General features: G+C 71.7%; 21 protein-coding genes. 8 read left to right on the plus strand and 13 right to left on the minus strand.

All coding sequences use genetic code 11. The annotated features are described in order from the left end of the window. Positions 1-149: 149 nt before the first annotated feature. The 3 genes from ACZ9QC_RS13685 to ACZ9QC_RS13695 all read right to left on the minus strand — a co-directional run bounded on the left by ACZ9QC_RS13685 (position 150) and on the right by ACZ9QC_RS13695 (position 2,731). On the minus strand, positions 150-1,007 hold the full coding sequence (locus ACZ9QC_RS13685; RefSeq protein ID WP_472920392.1) for a PHP domain-containing protein: 858 nt from the start codon (positions 1,005-1,007) through the stop codon (positions 150-152). A gap of 245 nt (positions 1,008-1,252) precedes the next feature. Further along, positions 1,253-1,894 carry a DUF6758 family protein gene (locus ACZ9QC_RS13690; RefSeq protein WP_033525501.1) on the minus strand — a complete coding sequence of 214 codons (642 nt, stop codon included), beginning with the start codon at positions 1,892-1,894 and terminating at the stop codon, positions 1,253-1,255. A 252-nt stretch (positions 1,895-2,146) separates the two neighbouring features. Beyond that, positions 2,147-2,731, minus strand: a complete 585-nt coding sequence (locus tag ACZ9QC_RS13695) for a suppressor of fused domain protein (protein WP_472920393.1) — start codon at positions 2,729-2,731, stop codon at positions 2,147-2,149. Between the two features lie 534 nt (positions 2,732-3,265). Here ACZ9QC_RS13695 and ACZ9QC_RS13700 point away from each other — a divergent pair. Together ACZ9QC_RS13700 and ACZ9QC_RS13705 are read left to right on the plus strand one after the other, a co-directional pair. Further along, positions 3,266-4,390, plus strand: a complete 1,125-nt coding sequence (locus ACZ9QC_RS13700; RefSeq protein ID WP_215448863.1) for a magnesium and cobalt transport protein CorA — start codon at positions 3,266-3,268, stop codon at positions 4,388-4,390. A gap of 20 nt (positions 4,391-4,410) precedes the next feature. Continuing rightward, positions 4,411-4,956: a hypothetical protein gene (locus ACZ9QC_RS13705; RefSeq protein WP_472920394.1), complete on the plus strand. Its 546-nt coding sequence runs from the start codon at positions 4,411-4,413 to the stop codon at positions 4,954-4,956. Between the two features lie 155 nt (positions 4,957-5,111). Here ACZ9QC_RS13705 and ACZ9QC_RS13710 read toward each other — a convergent pair whose 3' ends face one another. Next, on the minus strand, positions 5,112-5,867 hold the full coding sequence (locus ACZ9QC_RS13710) for a hypothetical protein (RefSeq protein ID WP_472920395.1): 756 nt from the start codon (positions 5,865-5,867) through the stop codon (positions 5,112-5,114). A gap of 176 nt (positions 5,868-6,043) precedes the next feature. Here ACZ9QC_RS13710 and ACZ9QC_RS13715 point away from each other — a divergent pair, with 176 nt between their 5' ends. From ACZ9QC_RS13715 to ACZ9QC_RS13725, 3 genes are all read left to right on the plus strand, one after another. After that, positions 6,044-7,345 (plus strand): magnesium transporter MgtE N-terminal domain-containing protein, encoded by a 1,302-nt coding sequence (locus ACZ9QC_RS13715; RefSeq protein WP_472920396.1) that lies wholly within the window; start codon positions 6,044-6,046, stop codon positions 7,343-7,345. Positions 7,346-7,487: 142 nt separating this feature from the next. After that, positions 7,488-8,093: a DUF1003 domain-containing protein gene (locus tag ACZ9QC_RS13720; RefSeq protein ID WP_472921678.1), complete on the plus strand. Its 606-nt coding sequence runs from the start codon at positions 7,488-7,490 to the stop codon at positions 8,091-8,093. A gap of 43 nt (positions 8,094-8,136) precedes the next feature. Next, positions 8,137-9,270 (plus strand): Mrp/NBP35 family ATP-binding protein, encoded by a 1,134-nt coding sequence (locus tag ACZ9QC_RS13725; protein ID WP_472920397.1) that lies wholly within the window; start codon positions 8,137-8,139, stop codon positions 9,268-9,270. A gap of 162 nt (positions 9,271-9,432) precedes the next feature. On the opposite strand, the gene ACZ9QC_RS13730 is transcribed toward ACZ9QC_RS13725, so the two are convergent. The 5 genes from ACZ9QC_RS13730 to sigE form a co-directional block, all read right to left on the minus strand. Further along, complete coding sequence (locus ACZ9QC_RS13730) at positions 9,433-10,104, minus strand: hypothetical protein (protein ID WP_472920398.1); 672 nt, start codon at positions 10,102-10,104, stop codon at positions 9,433-9,435. A gap of 236 nt (positions 10,105-10,340) precedes the next feature. Next, positions 10,341-10,808: a sec-independent translocase gene (locus tag ACZ9QC_RS13735; RefSeq protein ID WP_472920399.1), complete on the minus strand. Its 468-nt coding sequence runs from the start codon at positions 10,806-10,808 to the stop codon at positions 10,341-10,343. Between the two features lie 233 nt (positions 10,809-11,041). Beyond that, positions 11,042-12,751 carry a S1C family serine protease gene (locus ACZ9QC_RS13740; RefSeq protein ID WP_472921679.1) on the minus strand — a complete coding sequence of 570 codons (1,710 nt, stop codon included), beginning with the start codon at positions 12,749-12,751 and terminating at the stop codon, positions 11,042-11,044. Between the two features lie 901 nt (positions 12,752-13,652). Further along, positions 13,653-14,873 carry an anti-sigma factor family protein gene (locus ACZ9QC_RS13745; RefSeq protein ID WP_472920400.1) on the minus strand — a complete coding sequence of 407 codons (1,221 nt, stop codon included), beginning with the start codon at positions 14,871-14,873 and terminating at the stop codon, positions 13,653-13,655. Then, positions 14,870-15,586 carry an RNA polymerase sigma factor SigE gene (gene sigE / locus ACZ9QC_RS13750; protein ID WP_472921680.1) on the minus strand — a complete coding sequence of 239 codons (717 nt, stop codon included), beginning with the start codon at positions 15,584-15,586 and terminating at the stop codon, positions 14,870-14,872. The genes ACZ9QC_RS13745 and sigE overlap by 4 nt, the downstream gene beginning before the upstream one ends. Before the next feature lie 269 nt (positions 15,587-15,855). Here sigE and ACZ9QC_RS13755 point away from each other — a divergent pair, with 269 nt between their 5' ends. Beyond that, positions 15,856-16,557: an O-methyltransferase gene (locus ACZ9QC_RS13755; RefSeq protein WP_308010964.1), complete on the plus strand. Its 702-nt coding sequence runs from the start codon at positions 15,856-15,858 to the stop codon at positions 16,555-16,557. A gap of 113 nt (positions 16,558-16,670) precedes the next feature. Here the strand turns inward: ACZ9QC_RS13755 and ACZ9QC_RS13760 are convergent, their stop codons facing one another. Continuing rightward, entirely contained in the window at positions 16,671-16,838 is a 168-nt protein-coding gene (locus tag ACZ9QC_RS13760) for a DUF3117 domain-containing protein (RefSeq protein WP_003966491.1), read from the minus strand. Positions 16,839-17,213: 375 nt separating this feature from the next. Between ACZ9QC_RS13760 and chcB the strand changes: the two genes are divergently transcribed. Further along, positions 17,214-18,005 (plus strand): 2-cyclohexenylcarbonyl CoA isomerase, encoded by a 792-nt coding sequence (gene chcB / locus ACZ9QC_RS13765; RefSeq protein ID WP_472920401.1) that lies wholly within the window; start codon positions 17,214-17,216, stop codon positions 18,003-18,005. 4 nt (positions 18,006-18,009) lie between these two features. Here chcB and ACZ9QC_RS13770 read toward each other — a convergent pair whose 3' ends face one another. Next, complete coding sequence (locus tag ACZ9QC_RS13770; protein ID WP_472920402.1) at positions 18,010-18,618, minus strand: DNA-3-methyladenine glycosylase I; 609 nt, start codon at positions 18,616-18,618, stop codon at positions 18,010-18,012. Further along, positions 18,615-18,965: a DivIVA domain-containing protein gene (locus ACZ9QC_RS13775; protein WP_472920403.1), complete on the minus strand. Its 351-nt coding sequence runs from the start codon at positions 18,963-18,965 to the stop codon at positions 18,615-18,617. Before ACZ9QC_RS13775 ends, ACZ9QC_RS13770 begins: the two co-directional genes overlap by 4 nt. Positions 18,966-19,084: 119 nt before the next feature. On the opposite strand from ACZ9QC_RS13775, the gene folP reads away from it, so the two are divergent. After that, positions 19,085-19,945 carry a dihydropteroate synthase gene (gene folP / locus ACZ9QC_RS13780; protein ID WP_472920404.1) on the plus strand — a complete coding sequence of 287 codons (861 nt, stop codon included), beginning with the start codon at positions 19,085-19,087 and terminating at the stop codon, positions 19,943-19,945. 152 nt (positions 19,946-20,097) lie between these two features. Here the strand turns inward: folP and ACZ9QC_RS13785 are convergent, their stop codons facing one another. Then, positions 20,098-20,859: an LOG family protein gene (locus tag ACZ9QC_RS13785; RefSeq protein ID WP_472920405.1), complete on the minus strand. Its 762-nt coding sequence runs from the start codon at positions 20,857-20,859 to the stop codon at positions 20,098-20,100. Between the last annotated feature and the right edge of the window lie 31 nt (positions 20,860-20,890).

Here is a 20,890-nt window from a genome sequence, read left to right on the forward strand (position 1 = left end):
GCCTTGCGGGAAGGAGGAGGACGAGCGAGGGGTGCCCTTGGCGGGCGTCGGCGACCGGGCCGCTCACCACTGTGGGCAATGGTTCGGCGCGGCGGAAGAGGTGAGGCATGGGCACCTTGCGTCCAGGTGCCGCACGAGCGAGGGTCCGGCTAGTTCCCGCCGGTGCCCGGGACGGGGAACGCTCCGGTGGCCCGCCGTGTGATCTCGCCGTACACCTCGGGGTCTGTCGTGTACTCGCCGAGCACACAGGTCTTGCGGCTGCCGTGGTAGTCCGAGGAACCGGTGGCGAGCAGCCCCAGCTCCTTCGCCAGGCCGCGCAGCCGTGCCCGGGTCGCCGGGTCGTGCTCCATGTGGTCGACCTCGATGCCGTCGAGTCCGGCGGCGGCCAGCTCCGCGATGGCGGACTCCGGTACGGTCCGACCCCGTTTGACGGCGGCGGGGTGGGCGAAGACGGCGACACCGCCGGCGCCCTTGATCAGCCGGATCGCCTCGAAGGGGTCCGTCTCGTGCTTCTCGACGTAGGCGCGGCCGCCGTCGGCGAGCCACTGCTCCGTGAAGGCGTCGCTCACGGTCGGTACGACCCCGAGTTCGACGAGTGCGGTGGCCACGTGGGGCCGACCGACGGAGCCGCCGGCGGCGATCCGTGCGACCTGGTCCCAGGTCACCGGCACGCCCAGCTCGTTCAGCTTGGCGATCATCCCGCGGGCGCGCGGGACCCGATCGTCCCGGACCAGCTCGCGCTCGGCGAGCAGGTCGGGCTCCTCGGGGTCGAACAGGTAGGCCAGCATGTGCATGCCGACGCCGTCCAGTCGGCACGACAGCTCGGCACCGGTGACCAGGGTGAGCCCCTCCGGCAGCGCGGCGATCGCCTCGGCGTACCCGCGCGTGGTGTCGTGGTCGGTCAGCGCGACGACGTCCAGACCGGCCGCGCCAGCCTTCCGTACCAGCTCAGCGGGCGTGTCCGTGCCGTCGGAAGCCGTGGAGTGGCAGTGCAGATCGATACGCACGACTCGGACTCCAGGCGCGGGGAAGGGAAGCGGACGCTCAAGGATAGCGCCCTTTCGGGCCAACTCTGTCATACCTGAAACCAGGTAGCGCCCCCTACAGGGGTGGCGTCGAGGGCGGGTGGAACGGGCGCCTCAGGGGTGGGGGTGTGCGGGCTCGTGGGCGGCCGCGCGTCCGGTGGGGGTCGGTCGCGCAGTCCGCCGCGCCCCTGACTCTTCCGCCCTGCCCCTCAGGTCATCAGGCGCCCCTACGGCTCCAGGATGCGTGGGGAGAGGGCTCCGCACGGGAGGAGTTCCACCTCCGCTCCCGCGTCCCGCAGGTCCGTCAGGACGAGTTCGTCGTACATCAGCAGTCCCGTCTGTTCGGGCCACACGATCGCCCACAGCCACAGGCCAAGCGCCTCACCCGCGAAGACCGCGCGGTCGTCCGGCGTGCCGGTGACGTGCCACAGCGGTGTCGGCCGTCCGGCGGCCAGCACCTTCGCCTGGGGCGGCTTCTCGACGCTCAGATACGGGCCGGGATCGGGACCGTCGATGCCCGCGTACCGCGCACCCAGGCCGACGCCGAGCTCCTCCGCGATGAGAACGAGCTCCCCGACACCGCCGAGCGGTCCGGGACCGGAGCAGGCCACGGCGGTGGCGCGTCCGCCGCTGCGGTCGTCCCCGGCGAAGGCGGCACCCGTGAAGAGCCAGCCCACGGGCAGCGGCCAGGGCATCCAGACCGGCACCTTGGCACGGTGCACCACGACGCTCAGGGCCTCGACGCTGGGCGGGATCACGGGCTGCAGCGGGTGCACCGTCCCGTGCGCGGCGCACTGCCAGGAGTCGGCAAAGAGGCCGGGAGCCCTGACCCGGCCACCACACTTCGGGCAACTGGGTTCGCCCCTCATAGGGCCCAACGGTCCTCCCCGTGCTTCCTCGCGTCAAGGACGATCACCCGTCCGGCGTGTGCGCGTCACATTCCGCGCACGTTCCGCGCACGATCGCCGGTCCACGGCCGCCTGCCGGCCCGTCGGACCGACCAACGGAATCAACTACCCACACCGCCAAGGGAAGCGGCGATTTTCAGCCACCTGCCGAGTGGCCTCCGGTCACGTATGGCGTGCCGTCCGTCACACGGGGAAATCGTGCCGGGCGGCCGTTCAGTCCAAGGAGACGGACTTTCGCGCCGGGTCGCGGAGGTCGGTCCCCTGGGTGAGCCAGCGCTCCTGGAGGGCCTGGGCGCCGTGCACCCGCTTCCAGGCCGCCTCGTTGGCGGTCATCGGCAGGAGGGGCAGGAACCGTACGGGGTCGGCGGGGGCGTCGAGTTCGAGGTCCTCGACCAGGCCGCCGGACTCGGCGACGAGGACGGAGGTGAAGGGGGCGCCGGGCCAGAGCGGACCGCCCACGTCGAGGGACGCGCCGGGGGCCACGATCACGCCCTCCACCTGCGGAGACGCGGCGAGTACGGCGAGCGGGCGCAGCACCTTGTCCGTGTCGGCGACGCCGCGCCGCACGGACAGGACGAGTTCGGCTCGGGGGCCCTTGACGGGGTCGGCGAGGACCGCGGTGGGGTCGGCCATCGGCTGGGCGGACATGCCGAGCGTGGCGTAGCGGACGATGTCGCCGTCGGTGAAACGGAGCACCTCGATGCGGTCCGTGCCGAGGAAGGTGACCGCGGCGCGCGCGTCCGGTTCGCCCAGCGCGGTGCGCAAACGGGCCTCCACCAACGGAAGAACATCAGCCATGAGCCGAGCATAGAACTCGTCAGGAACCGGCAAACACGCGCCTTGACACTTCAGCCGACTGTTAGTCTTGGCCGCCGGTCAGGACAGCACGCGGGCAGCACGCAGAAGCCTCGCTCTCAAGGCTTCTCACGCCTTCGCGTCCCGTACCGAGAAGACTGACTCCCCTACGGGGAACCCCGGATGGGGTATGGAACGTCCCTTACGAGGGACCGGCCGGAGGAGGTGGGGCTGCGATGGACCGAAGTCGGCCTGGCAGTACCACCCGCTCTTCCGCTGTTCGCGTTCCGTAGCTCCGGCCGTAGCCGTAGTTCTCGCTCCGCTGGCTATCGCCTCACTCGCTTCGTGCCGCTCGCCGGTCGTCGCGCATCGGAAGAGCACTTCTTTCCCGTCTTGATCTGAATCAAGCGAAGCTGTCACCGCGACGGTGCGGTGCTCCCCGCTTTGTGGACGTGCCAAACATCCGCAGTCAAAACGTCCCCATTCCGGGTAGTTCCAACCGTCGTCGGCGGCCTTTCGTTGCGAAGGAGCCAGCTCATGTCGATGATCCACAACCTGCGTGCCGCGGTCCGCCCGTCCCGTCCCTCGCGGCTGTCGCTGCGCAAGGACGGCGGGGTGTACGACGCCACGCGCCCGGCGGAGGCGGCCACGGCCGTCGTGGACTGCGCCGTGTACCGCGACGGCGCGCGCGTCTCGTTCGAGCGCAACCTGACGCCGCACGAGGCGATCCGTCAGGTCCGCCGTGACGGCGGCTTCGTCTGGATCGGCCTGCACGAGCCGTCGGAGGCCGAATTCTCGGGTATTGCGGCCGAGTTCGGGCTGCACCCGCTGGCCGTGGAGGACGCGGTGCACGCGCACCAGCGGCCGAAGCTGGAGCGGTACGACGACACCCTCTTCACCGTCTTCAAGACCATCCACTACATCGAGCACGACGAACTCACCGCCACCAGCGAGGTCGTGGAGTCCGGCGAGGTCATGTGCTTCACCGGGCGGGACTTCTTCATCACCGTCCGGCACGGCGGGCAGGGGTCGTTGCGGGCGCTGCGTCACCGACTGCAGGACGACCCGGAGTTGCTGGCCAAGGGGCCGTCGGCCGTGCTGCACGCCATCGCCGACCATGTCGTCGACGGGTACGTGGCCGTCGCGGACGCCGTGCAGGACGACATCGACGAGGTGGAGACGGAGGTGTTCTCCCCCGGGCGCAAGGGCACGCCCCGGGGCACCGACGCCGGCCGGATCTACCAACTCAAGCGCGAGGTCATGGAGTTCAAGCGTGCGGTGCTTCCGCTGGTGCGGCCCATGCAGCTGCTGAGCGAGCGGCCGATGCGGCTGATCGACCCGGACATCCAGAAGTACTTCCGTGACGTGGCCGACCACCTCGCCCGGGTCCAGGAGCAGGTCGTCGGCTTCGACGAACTGCTCAACTCGATCCTCCAGGCGAACCTGGCGCAGGCCTCCGTCGCGCAGAACGAGGACATGCGCAAGATCACGTCCTGGGCGGCCATCATCGCCGTGCCGACGATGGTGTGCGGCGTGTACGGCATGAACTTCGACTACATGCCGGAGACGCACTGGAAGTACGGCTACCCGGTGGTCCTCGGGGTCACGGTCGCGCTCTGCCTCGGCATCCACCGGACGCTGAAGCGCAACGGGTGGCTGTGAGGCACGGTTAGGCTGCCCCCATGACAGCCGGTTCGCTCCCCGCCGATGCGCCGACCTCCGACGCGCTGCTCGAACAGGCCCTCGTCGAAGAGGCCACCAAGAAGTCCGGGCTGATCTGGGTCCGGGGTGGTGAGGCGTCCCGGGCGCTGTGGCACGTCTGGCACGAGGGTGCGGCGTGCGTGGTGGGCGACGGACCCGGTGAGCAGCCGTTGCCCGGGCTGACCGACGGGGGGTCGGCCGTGGTGACCGTGCGCAGCAAGGACAAGGGCGGGCGGTTGGTCAGCTGGGCGGCGGACGTCGTCGAACTGGCCCCGAACTCTGCCGAGTGGGAGGCGGCCGTGGCCGAGCTCAAGGGCAAACGCCTCAACGCCCCCGACGGCGAGGCCATGCCGGCCCGCTGGGCCCGCGAGTGCCGGGTGCTCCGCCTGGAGCCGACGGGGGCGACCCTGCCGCTGCCCGACGGCGATCTGGCGCAGCCACCGGTGACCACACCGGCGACCACACGACAGCCGATTCCGGCGGCGGTCCCACGCCTGCTCTTCGGCCGCCGCAAACGCGACCGCTGAGACCGGCGCCCCGCGCCGGGCCGCGCGGCTCGCCCCCGCCCACACCACCCGCAAGGCACCCCGCTCCAGAGACCGCCGTCCGCCCCCGCCGAGGCGCCGCACGCCCCAGGAGGCCGCCCGGCACGCGCTCGGCAGGCGGTCCGTCCTGTGCCGTGCTACGACGTCGGGAGTTGTTTGCCGTAGTCGACCACCGACTTTCCGTCCGGTTCCTCCAGGGTGAAGTCCTTGCCCCAGTCGGTGAGGAGGATGGTGCCGGCGTCGCCGGCGCGGACGAGGCGGAGGGGGTAGGGGGTGCCTTCGAGGGAGACGTCGAGCGTGCCGCCGGAGCCCTTGTCGCCGGTGATACGGATGGTGCGGGTGCCGGACTGCTGGTGGTGGCCCTCGGTGGACAGCGTGCCGTGCAGGGTGAGCAGGCTGTTGAGGAGGACGTCCTTGTCGGTGAAGCCGCTGAACCGCTTGTAGGCGGGGTCACCGGTCGGCACCTTCACATACATGCCGTCCAGCTTGTCCGCGGCGGCCGTCTCGGAGTCCCCCTCGCCACCGTGCTCACCGGAGTCCTGGTGGTCCCAGAAGTCCGCGTCGGCCTTGAGGAAGAGGTGCTCGCCCACCTTCAGCAGCCGGAACGTGGAGCCCTCGGATGTCACCGAACCCGTGCCGCCGTCCTCCTTCAGGCGCATGTCCAGCTTGTAGGTCTTGCCGTTGCTCACCACGGCCCCGGACAGCCGGACCGTGTCCGCCGCCGTGGCCGCCGCCTTGGTCTTGCTCTGGATCTTCGCCGGCTCCAGTCTGCCGACCCCGTTGGTGCCCTCGTTGGGGTCCTCGCTGCACCCCGTGAGCCCCAGCGCCCCGACCACCAGGGTGCAGACGGCGCTCACCAGTGCGGCCCTTCGGGTACGGGGAATCACAGTCACAGGCGATGCACCTCTTCGTGGGGAGTCCAGGCGTACCGCAGAGTACCGGGGCTCCCGACCCGCCACGGAGCCAGTCCGTCCGCACCGCTCACCAGGGCATATCCGATCGGGACGGGCTAGCCTGAAGCCGTCCTCGGCGGACATTCCCTTCGCGACGGGAAGGAAAGGGGCGGCTCATGGCGGGCGTGGCGCCCCGGATCTTCGTCTCCCACCTCTCCGGCATCGCCGTCTTCGACCCGAACGGCGATCAGGTGGGCCGCGTCCGGGATCTGGTGGCCATCCTGCGGGTGGGCCGCAAGCCCCCGCGCCTGCTCGGCCTGGTCGTCGAACTGTCCACCCGGCGCCGGATCTTCCTGCCCATGACCCGGGTCACCGGCATCGAGTCGGGCCAGGTCATCACCACCGGCGTGCTGAACGTGCGCCGCTTCGAGCAGCGCCCCACCGAGCGCCTCGTCATCGGGGAACTGCTGGACCGACGAGTGACCCTGGTCGAGACCGGCGAGGAGGTGACGGTCCTCGACATCTCGGTGCAGCAGCTCCCGGCCCGCCGGGACTGGGAGATCGACCGGGTCTTCGTCCGCAAGGGCAAGGGCGGGGCGTTCCGTCGGCACAAGGGGGAGACCGTGACCGTGGAGTGGTCGGCGGTCACCGGCTTCTCCCTGGAGGAGCACGGGCAGGGCGCCGAGAACCTCCTCGCGACCTTCGAACAGCTCCGCCCGGCCGACCTGGCCAACGTGCTGCACCACCTCTCGCCCAAACGCCGGGCCGAGGTGGCCGCCGCCCTCGACGACGACCGGCTCGCCGACGTCCTGGAGGAGCTGCCCGAGGACGACCAGATCGAGATCCTCGGCAAGCTCAAGGAGGAGCGCGCGGCCGACGTCCTGGAGGCCATGGACCCGGACGACGCCGCCGACCTCCTCGCCGAGCTCCCGGAGGACGAACAGGAACGACTGCTGACCCTGATGCAGCCGGACGACGCTGCGGACGTGCGGCGGCTCATGGCGTACGAGGAGAAGACCGCCGGCGGTCTGATGACCACGGAGCCGATCGTGCTGCGCCCGGACGCGACCGTCGCCGACGCGCTCGCGAGGGTCCGCAACGCCGACCTCTCCCCCGCGCTCGCCGCCCAGGTGTACGTGTGCCGGCCGCCGGACGAGACCCCCACCGGCAAGTACCTCGGCACGGTCCACTTCCAGCGGCTGCTGCGGGACCCGCCGTACACCCTGGTCAGCTCGCTCCTCGACGACGATCTCCAGCCCCTGGACCCGGAGGCCGCGCTGCGCGCCGTCGCCGGGTTCTTCGCGACGTACGACATGGTCGCGGCGCCCGTGGTCGACGAGAGCGGCTCGTTGCTGGGCGCGGTGACCGTCGACGACGTACTGGACCACATGCTTCCCGAGGACTGGCGGGAGACGGAGTTCCACCTGGACGAGGACGACGGCGACGCGGACGGGCAGGGGGCCGGCGATGGCTCCTGACCGGGACGGGCGCGAGCCCCGCCAGACCCGTGAGGGACGGGAGCGGCGGGAGCGGCGGGACGGGCGCCTCGGAGGGCATGAGGGGCGGATCGGGCGGGACGGCCGGCACGCGGGGCGTGAGCGCGCGCACTCCGGCGCGGGAGTGCGGGAGCGGACCGCGCCTTCCGGGGCTCCCCTGAGGGAGCGCACGCCCTCCGGGGCCACCGCGCGCCCCCGTGCGCGTCTCGACCAGCCGCTGCGCCGCCGGGCCAGGTTCCTGCCGGAGTGGGACCCGGAGGCCTTCGGGCGGCTGTCGGAGCGGATCGCACGGTTCCTGGGCACCGGGCGGTTCATCGTCTGGATGACCGTCGTCATCATCCTGTGGGTGGTGTGGAACGTCTCCGCCCCGCGCGACCTGCGGTTCGACACCTACCCCTTCATCTTCCTCACCCTGATGCTCTCCCTCCAGGCTTCCTACGCGGCCCCGCTGATCCTGCTCGCGCAGAACCGCCAGGACGACCGCGACCGCGTCAACCTCGAACAGGACCGCAAGCAGAACGAGCGGTCGATCGCCGACACCGAGTACCTGACCAGGGAGATCGCCGCGCTGCGCATCGGCCTCGGCGAGGTCGCCACCCGCGACTGGCTGCGCTCGGAGCTCCACGACCTGGTCAGGGAGCTGAACGAGCACGACGGAGAGGGCCCGCGCGCGAACCGGACGGTATTCCCGTCGGAACACGCCCGCGGACGTGACATGGGCGACCGCTGACAGGGCTCCCGGGGGCCCCGCGCCGCGCCGTACCATCGTCTTCATGGCTACGGTAGACGCGGTGCGCGAAGCACTGTCGACGGTGAACGACCCCGAGATCAACCGCCCCATCACCGAACTCGGGATGGTCAAGTCGGTCGAGATCGGTGCGGACGGAGCGGTCGCGGTCGCCGTGTACCTGACGGTCTCCGGCTGCCCCATGCGCGACACGATCACCCAGCGCGTGACCGAGGCGGTCGCACAGGTCGAGGGCGTCACGCGCGTCGACGTCGAGCTCGATGTGATGAGCGACGAACAGCGCAAGGAACTGGCGGGCGCGCTGCGCGGCGGCCAGGCCGAGCGCGAGGTCCCCTTCGCCAAACCGGGCTCGCTGACGCGCGTGTACGCCGTCGCCTCCGGCAAGGGCGGCGTCGGCAAGTCCTCGGTGACGGTGAACCTGGCGGCGGCCATGGCGGCCGACGGCCTCAAGGTCGGTGTCGTCGACGCGGACATCTATGGCCACTCCGTGCCCCGCATGCTGGGTGCCGACGGCCGTCCCACCCAGGTCGAGAACATGATCATGCCGCCGTCCGCGAACGGCGTGAAGGTCATCTCGATCGGCATGTTCACCCCGGGCAACGCCCCCGTGGTCTGGCGCGGCCCGATGCTCCACCGCGCCCTCCAGCAGTTCCTCGCGGACGTGTACTGGGGCGACCTGGACGTGCTCCTCCTCGACCTCCCGCCGGGCACGGGCGACATCGCCATCTCCGTGGCACAGCTGGTCCCGAACGCCGAGATCATCGTCGTGACGACCCCGCAGCAGGCGGCGGCCGAGGTCGCCGAGCGCGCCGGTTCCATCGCCGTGCAGACCCACCAGAAGATCGTCGGCGTCATCGAGAACATGTCGGGCCTGCCCTGCCCGCACTGCGACGAGATGGTCGACGTGTTCGGCACGGGCGGCGGCCAGAGCGTCGCCGACGGCCTCACCCGCACCACCGGCGCCACGGTCCCGGTCCTCGGCTCCATCCCCATCGACGTCCGCCTCCGCGAGGGCGGCGACGAGGGCAAGCCGGTGGTCCTGACCGACCCCGACTCCCCCGCGGGCTCCGCCCTCCGCGCCATCGCGGGCAAGCTGGGCGGCCGCCAGAGGGGCCTGTCGGGCATGAGCCTCGGAATCACCCCGAGGAACAAGTTCTAGGCCGCTCCCAAGGCTCCTGGGCGCCTGTCGCAGCCAGGGGCCGCCCCTGAAGGGGCGCGGGGAACTGCGCGACAAGCCACAACGCACCCGCACTCCCCGAACCACCGAAGCCCCAACGGCTTCGAGGGGCACCGCAGCGCAGCGCAGCGGTGCCCCTCGAAGCTACGCGTACGCCTCGATGTCCTTGATCCCGGCGAAGCCAAGACCGTACGCGCTCATCCCCCGCCCGTACGCCCCCACATGCACCCCTTGCGAGGTCGACCCCGCGAGCACCCACCCGAACTCGGACTCGCGGTAGTGGAACGGCGTCGGCACCCCGTCCACCGGCAGGGACAGGGTCGACCAGTCGGGCCCGGCGAGATCGTCGGCCAACACCCACGCGGCCTCGGTCTGCTGGTCCAGCCAGTCGTCCCGCAGGGAGTGGTCCAACTGCCCGGGCCAGGTGAACGACAACAGCCCCACACCCGCGAGCCAGGCCGCCGAGGAGACCGACGTGGCCTCCAGCAGCCCCGTACCGTCGGCGCTCCTGCGTGAGGGGTTCTCCGCGACGGTCACCACGACCGCGAACCGCTCCTTGACCTCGTCGTCCGACCCGGCGGTGTACTCGTTGCGCACCGAGGGCTCGTCACCGTGGCCGATCGAACCGTGCTCGACGGCTCCTTCCGCCGACGTACCGACCTGCATCAGCCAGCGCGGTCCCGTGAAGGCCTCGTCGAGGCCGTACCACGGGAAGGGCGCCAGCAGGTAGCCGTCGACCGCGCGTCGGCCGGAGGGGAGCTGTTGTCCGCCCTCCGTGGCCGACGCCTGCGCGCCTACCCGACTCGTCGTCTCCATGTGCCCGGACGCCTCCTCGCTCTCGACGGACCGGAGCGGCCCGCCCCCCTCGGGCGTCGTCGCTCGCTCTTCGTACGGTCCGCACAACAACTGGGCAGCATAGCCACAGCTCTCCGAGCAGCAGGGAAAGCGCCCGGCGCGTAGGACGGCGTACTGGCGGGTTCAGGCCGTACGAGGGGGCGTGACGGTATGAATCGCATCACGTAGGGGAGCGCGGCGGCACACCGGCGTACGGCTCAGGTGGCGTCCATGTCGTACGGCGGACGCTCGATCTCGCGCTTCTTCGTCATGTCGACGGGGCCGCCGGTCGCACCGGAGGAGACGGCAGCGGAGGAGTCCGAGGAGGAGGACGCGGACGAGGAGGACGCGGAGGATTCCGACTCCCGGCCGTGGACCGCGTCCGTGAGCTCGGCCATCTCCTTCTTCAGGTCGAAGCCGTTGCGGATCTCCTTCAGCCCCAGTTCGTCGTTGTCCAGCTGCTTGCGGATGAACGTCTTGGGGTTGAGGTCCTCGAACTCGAAGTCCTTGAACTCCGGCCCGAGTTCGCTGCGGATGTCCGCCTTGGCGCTGTCCGAGAACTCGCGGATCTTGCGGATGGTCCGCGTGACGTCCTGGATCACCTTCGGGAGCTTGTCCGGACCGAAGACGAGCACGGCGAGGACGACGAGCGTCACCACCTCGAGCGCACCTATGTCATTGAACACCTGAAGCTCCTTGCGATGTCCTCGGTCCCGATCCGCGGGCCTCGGCAGGTCTTCCGTGGTCCGGGCCGGATCCACGGTACCCGGCGATGCCGTCGATCCGGTACCTTCGGGCGGCCTCCGAGCACGCCCGGCCGACGGGTTTTCCCAGCTGTTTGCCTGGCGGGAGAGGGTGCGGGGCCCCTCCTGTGAAGTTGCTGTCAGCGAGCCCCGCCGTCATGGCCGCCGGGACTCGCTCAGTCGCCGCCGGACGAGCCGAGGGTGAGGGTGACCGTCCGCTCCCTGCCGTCCCGCAGCAGGGTGAGCTCCAGGCGGTCGCCGGGCCGGTGGGCGCGGACCTTGACGATCAGTTCGTCCCCGGAGTGGACACGCTGGCCGTCGACCTCGGTGATGACGTCGCCCGAGCGCATCCCCGCCCGGTCGGCGGGACCGCCGGAGGTCACCCCCGAACCGCCGCCGTCGCCCCCGTCACCGATACGGGCGCCGTCACCCGAGTAGTCCATGTCGAGGGTGACCCCGATCACCGGATGGGTGGCCTTGCCGGTGTTGATCAGCTCCTCGGCGACGCGCTTGCCCTGGTTGATGGGTATCGCGAAGCCCAGACCGATGGAACCGGCCTGCCCGCCGTCCGACTCGGAGCCGCTGCCGGCGGAGCGGATGGCGCTGTTGATGCCGATCACGCGGGCCTTGCCGTCGAGGAGCGGGCCTCCGGAGTTGCCGGGGTTTATCGGCGCGTCGGTCTGCAGCGCGTCCACGTACGACACATCGCTGACGTTCCCGCTCTCGCCGCCGGCGGTGATGGGCCGCTCCTTGGCGCTGATGATGCCGGAGGTGACGGTGTTGGCCAGGTCGAAGGGGGCGCCGATGGCGACGACCGGGTCGCCGACCCGGACCTCCTCCGAGTTGCCGAGGGGCAGCGGCTTGAGCCCGCTGACGCCGGAGACCTTGACCACGGCCAGGTCGTAGCCGGTGTCCCGGCCGACGATGGTGGCCTTGGCGGTCTCGCCGCCGCTGAAGGTCACCGATATGTCACCGGCGGCGCCGGCCGGGTCGACGACGTGGTTGTTGGTGAGGATGTGGCCGCGTTCGTCCAGGACGAAGCCGGTGCCGGTGCCCTGTGCGCTCTCCCCGCTCACGTGCAGGGTCACGACGCTGGGCAGCGCGCTGGCGGCGATCCCGGCGACGCTGTCGGGCGCCCGCCCCGTCACCCCGTCGCTGGTCTGCGGCAGTTCGATCGCCCCGACCCCGCCGTTGCGCTCCAGGTACGCGCCCACGACTCCGCCGACACCGCCGGCCACGACGGCGATCAGCAGGGCCCCGACCAGCAGCGTCCTGCCTCTGCGCCCGCGCCGCCGCGCCACGTCGTCCACCGCGGCACCGTTCTGTTGCAGCGACCCCGACCCGGCCCACGGGTCGTAGTTCTGCCAGGGCCCCCGCGAGCCGGGAGGCGCGGCCTGCGGCGACTGGGCGGGGTCGGCGTAGGCCCCCGGGGGGTGCTGGCCTCCGGCTCCGTGCGGAGGCTGCGCGGCTTGGGCCCCGCCCGCGTAGGGAGGCGGCACCGTCCGCGCCGCGTCCCCGAAGGGCGGCGGGCCCGGCTGGGAGGGATACGCGTAGGAGGCCCCGGGAGGCGGGGGCCTGTCGGGGTAGGGCGTCGGGGCCGACTGGGACACGTCCGGGAAGGGAGCGGCGGCCGGCGCGGGCACCTCCGCGTACGGGGCCGCTGCGGCCTGCGGTGCCGTCGGCGCCGGCTGCGGAGCGGCGGCCGGTACGGCGGTGCCGTGGGCCGGTGTCGTCGGCCGGACGTCCGCCGTGGGGGCAGAAGCCGTCGTTGATACGGGAGCCGTCGTGGATGCGGGAACCGTCGCCGGGTGCTGGACCGGCGGAGCGGGCGCCCAGGGGCCGGGCTCGCCGTACGGCGGGGTGCCGTAGGGATCGGGGTCGTGCAGCGGTTTGGGGCGCTCAGAGGGCGCGTCAGGGGCGCTCAGGGCGCCTTGCTCACCCGGCGGCCGGGCATCGGCGACGGCGGTGGCGCCCACGACCGTGGTCGCGGAGGCGGCTGCAGCAGCGGACCCGGGGATGTCGGAGGCCGTGTTCGCGGCACCGGCACAGCCCACGGCACCGCCGGTACGGCCGCTCTCGGCCTCGACGGTCACGCCGCCGGAACGGGCCGCCGAACCGCCCGGCCCGGTCGGCGAGTTCGTGCCGCCTTCCGCGTCGCGCACCGCCCCGCCCGCCGCCGCGTCGCGCACCGCGCTCATCGCGGTCGGGCGTTCCAGTTGGAAGTCGCCGTCCGTGTCACCGGCCGCGGCGGCGGTCGACGTGGAGGCGGCCCCGAGCGGGCTCTCGACCGCCGGACGGGCCAGTTGGAAGTCGGAGTCGGCCACGGGCGAGTCGGCCACGGGCGAGTCGGCCACGGGCTCGGTCTCGATCCGGGTGTCGGTCCCGACGAGGGCCGTTGCCGTCACCGCCGTCGCCGGGCGTTCCAACTCGAAGTCGCCCTCGGGGCTTTCCTCACGGGCCGCGTTCGCCGTCGGCCCGAGGGTCTCCGCAGCCCCGACAGCCCCTCCGGAACCGGTGGTTCCCGAGGCTCCCGTCGGTCCATCGGACGCCGTCGCCCCGATGTGGTCCCCCGCCGTCTCGGCCCCCGCGCCGTGCGCTCGGGGGCGGCTCCACCACTTCGCCTTCGTGGGCTTCCCCTCGTTCATGTTCTCCCCACACCTAGGGCCTGTCCCAAGGACCGGCCCGCCGCCCACCGTTCACCGAGCGCCGCAGGCCGGAACCGGCCCGAGCGGACACGGCCCACTCTGGATTCAACCAGGTTCGCGGGCCGGTGCGCAGGACTCGGGGTCAGCGGAGGACGGGCGAGGTGGGTGTGGGGGACGAGGTGGTGTCGGGGGCCGTCAGCAGGCCCGGTCCCGTCAGCGCGGGGGCCGGGGACCAGTCGGTCAGCTGCAGGGGCGGCGCGGCGGTCAGCGGACGTATGAGCGGTGACATGACGGCGGCACCGGCCAACACGGGTGCGGTCAGCGGGTGTACGGACCGGCGGTCCTGGCCGGCCGGAGCGGGGACCCCGGGCAGCAGGGGCGCGGAGATCTCCGTCGGGGCGACGGGCACCTGGCCCAGGGACTGCTGGCCCTGTCCGAGGAGCGGCCCGACGGTGCCCCGGCGGCGCTGCGCCTCGGGCGTCGGAACCGTGCCCGAGGCCTGGGTCCGCAGCGGGGTGACATTGCTGCCGGTGCCGGAAGCGCCTCGGGTTTCGGCCGTCTCCACGGGCATGCCGTTGGTCACACCGCCGAGGGCGATCGCGGCCAGCGACACCGCGCCCGCCGCCACGAAGGCGAACCGCATGCCGCGCGAGGCCGAACGCTCGGCCTCCTGCCGGCTCACGTCGTGGATGCGGAAGCCACGGTCGCCCGTGACCTCTCTGTCGCTTCCGCCGTCCCTGTCGCCGCCGGTTCTCTCCGCGCGGCCCGGGCGGTCGTCCGCGCCACCGGAGAGGCCACGTCCGCCGCCCAGGAAGCCACGCTCGCCCAGGGCCCCCCGATCACCGAGGAAGCCACGGCCGCTCAGGAAGCCGCGGTCACCGAGGAACCCACGGCCGCCGGACGCTCCTCGGCCGCCGCCGAGCAGTCCGCGGCCTTCCGACGGCGTCAGCGCGCCGCCGTGTGGTCCCGACGGGACGTATCCGAAGGAGTCGCCGGAGCCGAAGACCCCGAAGTCGGCGAAGTCCCGGGAGCCGGAAGAAGCACCGGGCAGGCCTCGTCCACCGGCCGTACCTCCGAGTCTTCCGCCGAAGCCGCCGGACAGCGGTGAGCCGCCGTCGTCGTCGCCGCCCGCCGGCAGCATCTGGAGACGGGCGAGGAAGCTCTCGGAAGGCGGCGGCGGGGCGGCCTCCGCGAAGACGTTCTTCAGGCGGCGCTGTTCGTCCGCCTCCGATTTGCACTTCGCGCAGGTGGCGAGATGTGCCAGGACGCGGTCTCGCGCCTCATGACCGAGCTCTCCGTCGACCAGGGCGGAGAGACGGTCTCCCAGGTGCTGCTCGGCAGGCGTAGGACGGGATCCACTCACGCGGTCGCGCCCCCTCCTCCCAGCACGGCCACCTGGGGCACCGCGAACCCGCGGCGCTGCTCGGCCCGGGCCTCCGGGGAGCGGTGCGCGAGGGCCTTGCGGAGCTGGGAGCGGCCGCGGTGGATCCGGGAGCGGACCGTGCCGAGCTTGACGCCCAGGGTCGCGGCGATCTCCTCGTACGACAGTCCTTCGATGTCGCAGAGGACGACGGCGGCGCGGAACTCGGGCGCCAGGGTGTCGAGGGCCTGCTGGACGTCGGCGTCGAAGTGGGCGTCGTTGAAGATCTGCTGCGGGGTGGGCTCGCGGCTGGGCAGGCGCTCGGCCGCGTCGTCCCCGAGGGCGTCGAAGCGGATGCGCTGCTTGCGCCGGACCATGTCCAGGAAGAGGTTGGTGGTGATCCGGTGCAGCCAGCCCTCGAAGGTGCCGGGCGTGTAGGTCGACAGGGAGCGGAAGACGCGGACGAAGACCTCCTGGGTGAGATCCTCGGCGTCGTGCTGGTTGCCGGTCAGACGGTAGGCGAGCCGGTACACGCGGCCGCTGTGGGTGCTGACGATCTCCTCCCAGGTGGGCGGAGTCCACGCCTGTGCGTGCGCGTCCGTGGTGAAGGTCGCGGTCTGTGCTCCGCCCGGGGCGGGAGCGTCGGCGTGGCTGTGGTCAGCAGTGTCGTTCACGGATTTCGGCCTACCTGCCGATCCGAGAAAGCGCCGCAGCACTCCTCCCCGATCCACAGGCGCAGCCGCACCTCCCCTGTCGGCTCTGGTGGTGTCCAGTGGAGCCCCTACCATAGCCACCTCGCCCGTTAGCTCCGGATAAGCGGTTTTATAAGAAATTGGTGGGCGCCGCCGTGGCTCGTCCGACTGACGCGGCCCGTCGGGCTTGGTCAGCAGTCGCGTCGATACGCGGCCCTGCTCGTCGGATCGATCCATCCCGTGCCCCCGTCGCGGCCCCCGTCACTCACTCATCCCTTTAAACGACCGGTCCCATCAGCAGGTTCCCGACGGCAACGGATACAGTCACGCCCAGGCAACCACGGGGACATAAGGAGAGGGTCATTACCGGCAACCGGCTGACGAGCTGGGCGTTCGCCGACGCCTTTGTCGCCGAGGACGACGCGCTGCGCTGGGCCCGGGAACGGGCCCGGGAGGCAGGGCTGCGCTCGGTGTCGCCCGGCACGGGCGCCGCGCTGCGGGTGCTCGCCGCCACCGTGGACGCGAAGGCCGTGGCGGAGATCGGGACCGGGACCGGTGTCTCCGGGATCCACCTGCTGCACGGCATGCGGCCCGACGGGGTGTTGACCACGGTGGATCCGGAGCCGGAGCACCAGCAGTTCGCCCGGCAGGCGTTCCGCGCGTCCGGCTTCGCCAGCAACCGCGCGCGCTTCATCCCGGGGCACGCCCTGGACGTGCTGCCCCGGCTCGCGGACTCCGGGTACGACCTGGTCTTCTGCGACGGCGACCGGCTGGAGAGTCTCGACTACCTCGCTGAATCGTTGCGTCTGCTCAGGCCCGGTGGCCTGGTGGCGTTCGAGGGTGTCTTCGCCAGTGGCCGGACGGTGGACTCCAATCCTCAGCCCACCGAGGTCATACGCCTGCGGGAGCTGTTGCGCACGGTCCGGGAGAGTTCCGAACTCGTGCCGTCCCTGCTCCCGGTGGGCGACGGCCTGCTGTGCGCGGTCAAGCGCTGAGCGGCTCCCCACGCCCCGGCCGGCCCCCCGAGCACTCCCCCCGGTACGACAGCGCCCCGGCACCGCCGAGTGGCGGTGCCGGGGCGACTGAAAGGGTATGGTCGCTACGCGCGTCAGCCGACGACCTTCTTGAGGGCATCACCGAGGGCGTCGGCCTCGTCCGGGGTCAGCTCGACGACGAGCCGACCGCCGCCTTCGAGCGGAACGCGCATGACGATGCCCCGCCCCTCCTTGGTCACCTCGAGCGGGCCATCGCCCGTCCGCGGCTTCATGGCCGCCATGCTCGTACCCCTTCCTGAAACCAGCTCATCGCCAAGCCGACGGCCCGGGAGGGCAGGCGCGGGCCCACCTGGGGACACGCGACACCGGCATCGAACACATTGCTTCCAGGCCATTATCCCGCATCTCATGACCCGATGACCAACATCGGTCGGCATCGCTTGGGCAACGCGCGCGAGCAAAACCACCCAATTCGGCGGTGTGACTGCGATACTGCGCCACCCCACGGTCCCGGGTGGGCACTCGCCCATTGGTGATTCTTTGACGCAGGTCACACGTCCGGGCCCGGCCACCGCCCGTGAACTCCGCCATGCTGTGCTGTGACGAGGGCGTACCGACCAGTACGTCACCTGCCGCGACACCGGAGGGGAAACACCATGGCCGACACCGTGCTCTACGAGGTGCACGACGGACTCGCGAAGATCACGCTGAACCGCCCCGAGGCGATGAACGCGCTGAACATCGCGACGAAGGTCGCGCTGCGGGAGGCCGTGGAGGAGGCCGCCGGGGACGATGCGGTGCGGGCGGTGCTGCTGACGGCCGCCGGAGAGCGGGCGTTCTGCGTGGGCCAGGACCTCAAGGAGCACATCGGGCTCCTGGTCGAGGGCTCGGGGAACGTCATGAGCACGGTCAAGGAGCACTACAACCCCGTGGTGAAGGCGCTCACGAGCATGGCGAAGCCCGTGGTGGCCGGGGTGAACGGTGTCGCGGCCGGGGCCGGTCTGGGTTTCGCGCTCGCGGCGGACTACCGGGTGGTCGCCGACACGGCCTCGTTCAACACGTCCTTCGCCGGGGTGGCGCTCACGGCCGACTCCGGGGTGTCGTGGACCCTGCCGCGGGTGATCGGCCCGGGCCGTGCCGCCGATCTGCTGCTGTTCCCGCGCAGCATCAAGGCGCAGGAGGCGTACGAGCTGGGGATCGCGAACCGGATCGTTCCGGCGGCCTCGCTGCACGCCGCCGCCGAGGAGGTGGCGCGGATGCTGGCCGGGGGGCCGACCGTGGCGTACGCGGCGATCAAGGAGGCGGTGGCGTACGGGTTCAGCCACTCGCTGGCCGAGACGCTGGAGAAGGAGGACGAGCTCCAGACTCGGGCCGGGGCCTCGGAGGACCACCGGATCGCCGTGCGGGCCTTCGTCGACAAGGAAGAGCCCAAGTACTTGGGTCGGTGATCGTTCAGTACAGCCTGCCTCCCTGAAGGGGCGCGCTCCTCGCCACGCATGTCTCCAGGTGGTCGTTCACCAGGCCGCACGCCTGCATCAGGGCGTATGCCGTCGTCGGGCCCACGAAGCGGATGCCTCGTTTCTTCAGGGACTTGGACAGGGCCGTGGACTCGGGGGTGACCGCCGGGACGTCCGCGAGGGTGCGCGGCGCCGGGCGCGTCGCCGGGTCCGGGGCGTGGGACCAGATCAACTCGTCCAGCTCGCCGGAGGTCCAGGTGGACAGCTCGCGGGCGTTGGCGATCGTCGCCTCGATCTTGGCGCGGTTGCGGATGATCCCGGGGTCGGCGAGGAGCCGCTCCTGGTCGGCCTCGGTGAACAGGGCGACCGAGGCGATCTTGAAGTCGGCGAAGGCGGAACGGAAGCCCTCGCGGCGGCGCAGGATGGTGATCCAGGAGAGGCCGGACTGGAATGCCTCCAGGCAGAGCCGCTCGTACAGCGCGTCGTCGCCGTGGACCGGGCGGCCCCACTCCTGGTCGTGGTACGCGACGTAGTCCTCGGTGGACAGGGCCCAGGGGCAGCGCGGGGCGCCGTCGGAGCCGGGCAGGGCGGTGCCGTCGCTCACCGGTGGTCGCCCTCCTCCGGCTTGTGCAGCGAGGTCGCGGTCGCCGCGCGGGCGCCCGCGAGCGCGGACTCCAGGTCGGCGATCCGGGCGTCCCGCTCGGCGATCTCGGCGCTGAGGCGGCCGAGGGCGTCGTCCACGTCCACCATGCGGTAGCCGCGGACGGCGACCGGGAAGCGGAGCGCCTCGACGTCGGCGCGGTTGACCGGGCGGCCCGCCGGCAGCGGGTCCTGGAGCCGCTCGCCCTCGGCCTCCGGCAGCACCGCGTTGTCGCCGCCGCCGACCACGGCGAGCGTCACCGCGGCGACCACGACGGCCAGCGCGACGACCAGGAACAAGAACATGAACATCGCTGGGTCCCCTCGAGTGTGTTCGGCTCCGATCGTGCCATGCGAGTCTGACAGTTAGGGTCGCAGGCGGCCGGTCAAGGCCGGCGATCGACGGGACGTACTGGGAGAGGTCACAGCGGATGCTCAGGCTGGGCAAGCGGGAATTCGGCCCGCACGAGCCGGTGATCATGGCGATCGTGAACCGGACGCCGGACTCCTTCTACGACCAGGGGGCCACCTTCCGCGACGAGCCGGCGCTCGCGCGCGTGGAGCAGGCGGTCGCCGACGGCGCGGCCATCATCGACGTCGGCGGGGTGAAGGCCGGGCCCGGGGAGGAAGTGACCGCGGCGGAGGAGGCACGGCGGACCGTGGGGTTCGTCGCGGAGGTGCGGCGGCGGTTCCCCGACGTGATCATCAGCGTCGACACCTGGCGGCACGAGGTCGGTGAGGCCGTGTGCGAGGCCGGGGCGGATCTGCTCAACGACGCGTGGGGCGGGGTCGATCCCCGGCTCGCGGAGGTCGCGGCGCGGTATCGGGTGGGGCTGGTGTGTACGCACGCGGGTGGGTCTCAGCCGCGTACCCGGCCGCACCGGGTCGAGTACGACGACGTGATGGCCGACGTGTTGCGGGTGACCGTGGGGCTGGCGGAGCGGGCGGTGGCGTCGGGGGTGCCCCGGGAGTCCGTGCTGATCGATCCGGGGCACGACTTCGGGAAGAACACGCGGCACAGTCTGGAGGCGACTCGGCGGTTGGGGGAGATGGTCGCCACGGGGTGGCCGGTGTTGGTGTCGCTGTCCAACAAGGACTTCGTGGGGGAGACGTTGGACAAGCCGGTGAAGGAGCGGGTGGTGGGGACGTTGGCGACCACGGCCGTGTCGGCCTGGTTGGGGGCTCAGGTGTATCGGGTGCATGAGGTGGCTGAGACCCGGCAGGTGGTGGAGATGGTGGGGGCGATCGCCGGGTGGCGGGAGCCCGCCGTTGCGCGGCGGGGGCTGGCCTAGATCTTTTTCGCCCCCGCCGCCCCTACCCGTCCCGTCGTCCTTCAGGGGGCTGCGCTCCCCCTTCGCCCCCCCCGTCAGGGATTCGGGGCTCCGCCCCGGACCCCGTTCGCGCGGTTCCCCGCGCCCCTTATGCGCGCGGTTCCCCGCGTCCCCTAGGGGTGTCCCGCCTCCTTCGAGACCAGGGCCACCGCCTCGTCCACGTCGTCCGTCACGTGGAAGAGGGTCAGGTCCTTTGCCGCTGCCTTGCCCTGGGCGATGAGGGTGTTGGTCAGCCAGTCGACCAGGCCGCTCCAGTAGGACTCGCCGAAGAGGACGATGGGGAAGCGGGTGACCTTCTGGGTCTGGACGAGGGTGAGGGCCTCGAAGAGTTCGTCGAGGGTGCCGAGGCCGCCGGGGAGGACCACGAAGCCCTGGGCGTACTTGACGAACATCATCTTCCGGACGAAGAAGTAGCGGAAGTTGAGGCCGATGTCGACGTACGGGTTGAGGCCCTGTTCGAAGGGGAGCTCGATGCCGAGGCCGACGGAGGTGCCGCCCGCTTCGAGGGCACCCTTGTTGGCCGCCTCCATCGCGCCCGGGCCGCCGCCGGTGATGACGGCGAAGCCGGCCTCCACCAGGCCCCGGCCGAGCCGGACGCCCGCCTCGTACTCCGGGGAGTCGGTGGGCGTGCGGGCGGAGCCGAAGACACTGATCGCGGGCGGGAGTTCGGCGAGCGTGCCGAAGCCCTCGATGAACTCGGACTGGATGCGCAGGACCCGCCAGGGATCCGTGTGGACCCAGTCCGAGGGGCCGCCCGCGTCCAGCAGCCGCTGGTCCGTCGTGCTCGCCTGAACCTGGCCTCGCCTGCGCAGCACCGGTCCCAGCCGCTGCTCCTCGGGTGGCTGCTTCTTGCCCTCGGGGTTGCCGGTCGCCATGTCCGCTCCCTCCGCCGTGCTGGTGGTTCAC

This window comes from Streptomyces sp. HUAS MS02 (assembly GCF_055702265.1).

Bases quoted from the DNA above. Each gene is read 5' to 3' on its own strand.
- chcB (WP_472920401.1), top strand. From the start codon at position 17,214: ATGGCCGACACCGTGCTCTACGAGGTGCACGACGGACTCGCGAAGATC.
- folP (WP_472920404.1), top strand. From the start codon at position 19,085: ATGCTCAGGCTGGGCAAGCGGGAATTCGGCCCGCACGAGCCGGTGATC.
- ACZ9QC_RS13725 (WP_472920397.1), top strand. From the start codon at position 8,137: ATGGCTACGGTAGACGCGGTGCGCGAAGCACTGTCGACGGTGAACGAC.
- ACZ9QC_RS13785 (WP_472920405.1), bottom strand. From the start codon at position 20,859: ATGGCGACCGGCAACCCCGAGGGCAAGAAGCAGCCACCCGAGGAGCAG.
- ACZ9QC_RS13700 (WP_215448863.1), top strand. From the start codon at position 3,266: ATGTCGATGATCCACAACCTGCGTGCCGCGGTCCGCCCGTCCCGTCCC.
- ACZ9QC_RS13775 (WP_472920403.1), bottom strand. From the start codon at position 18,965: ATGTTCATGTTCTTGTTCCTGGTCGTCGCGCTGGCCGTCGTGGTCGCC.
- ACZ9QC_RS13695 (WP_472920393.1), bottom strand. From the start codon at position 2,731: ATGGCTGATGTTCTTCCGTTGGTGGAGGCCCGTTTGCGCACCGCGCTG.
- ACZ9QC_RS13715 (WP_472920396.1), top strand. From the start codon at position 6,044: ATGGCGGGCGTGGCGCCCCGGATCTTCGTCTCCCACCTCTCCGGCATC.
- ACZ9QC_RS13760 (WP_003966491.1), bottom strand. From the start codon at position 16,838: ATGGCGGCCATGAAGCCGCGGACGGGCGATGGCCCGCTCGAGGTGACC.
- ACZ9QC_RS13690 (WP_033525501.1), bottom strand. From the start codon at position 1,894: ATGAGGGGCGAACCCAGTTGCCCGAAGTGTGGTGGCCGGGTCAGGGCT.
- ACZ9QC_RS13705 (WP_472920394.1), top strand. From the start codon at position 4,411: ATGACAGCCGGTTCGCTCCCCGCCGATGCGCCGACCTCCGACGCGCTG.
- ACZ9QC_RS13730 (WP_472920398.1), bottom strand. From the start codon at position 10,104: ATGGAGACGACGAGTCGGGTAGGCGCGCAGGCGTCGGCCACGGAGGGC.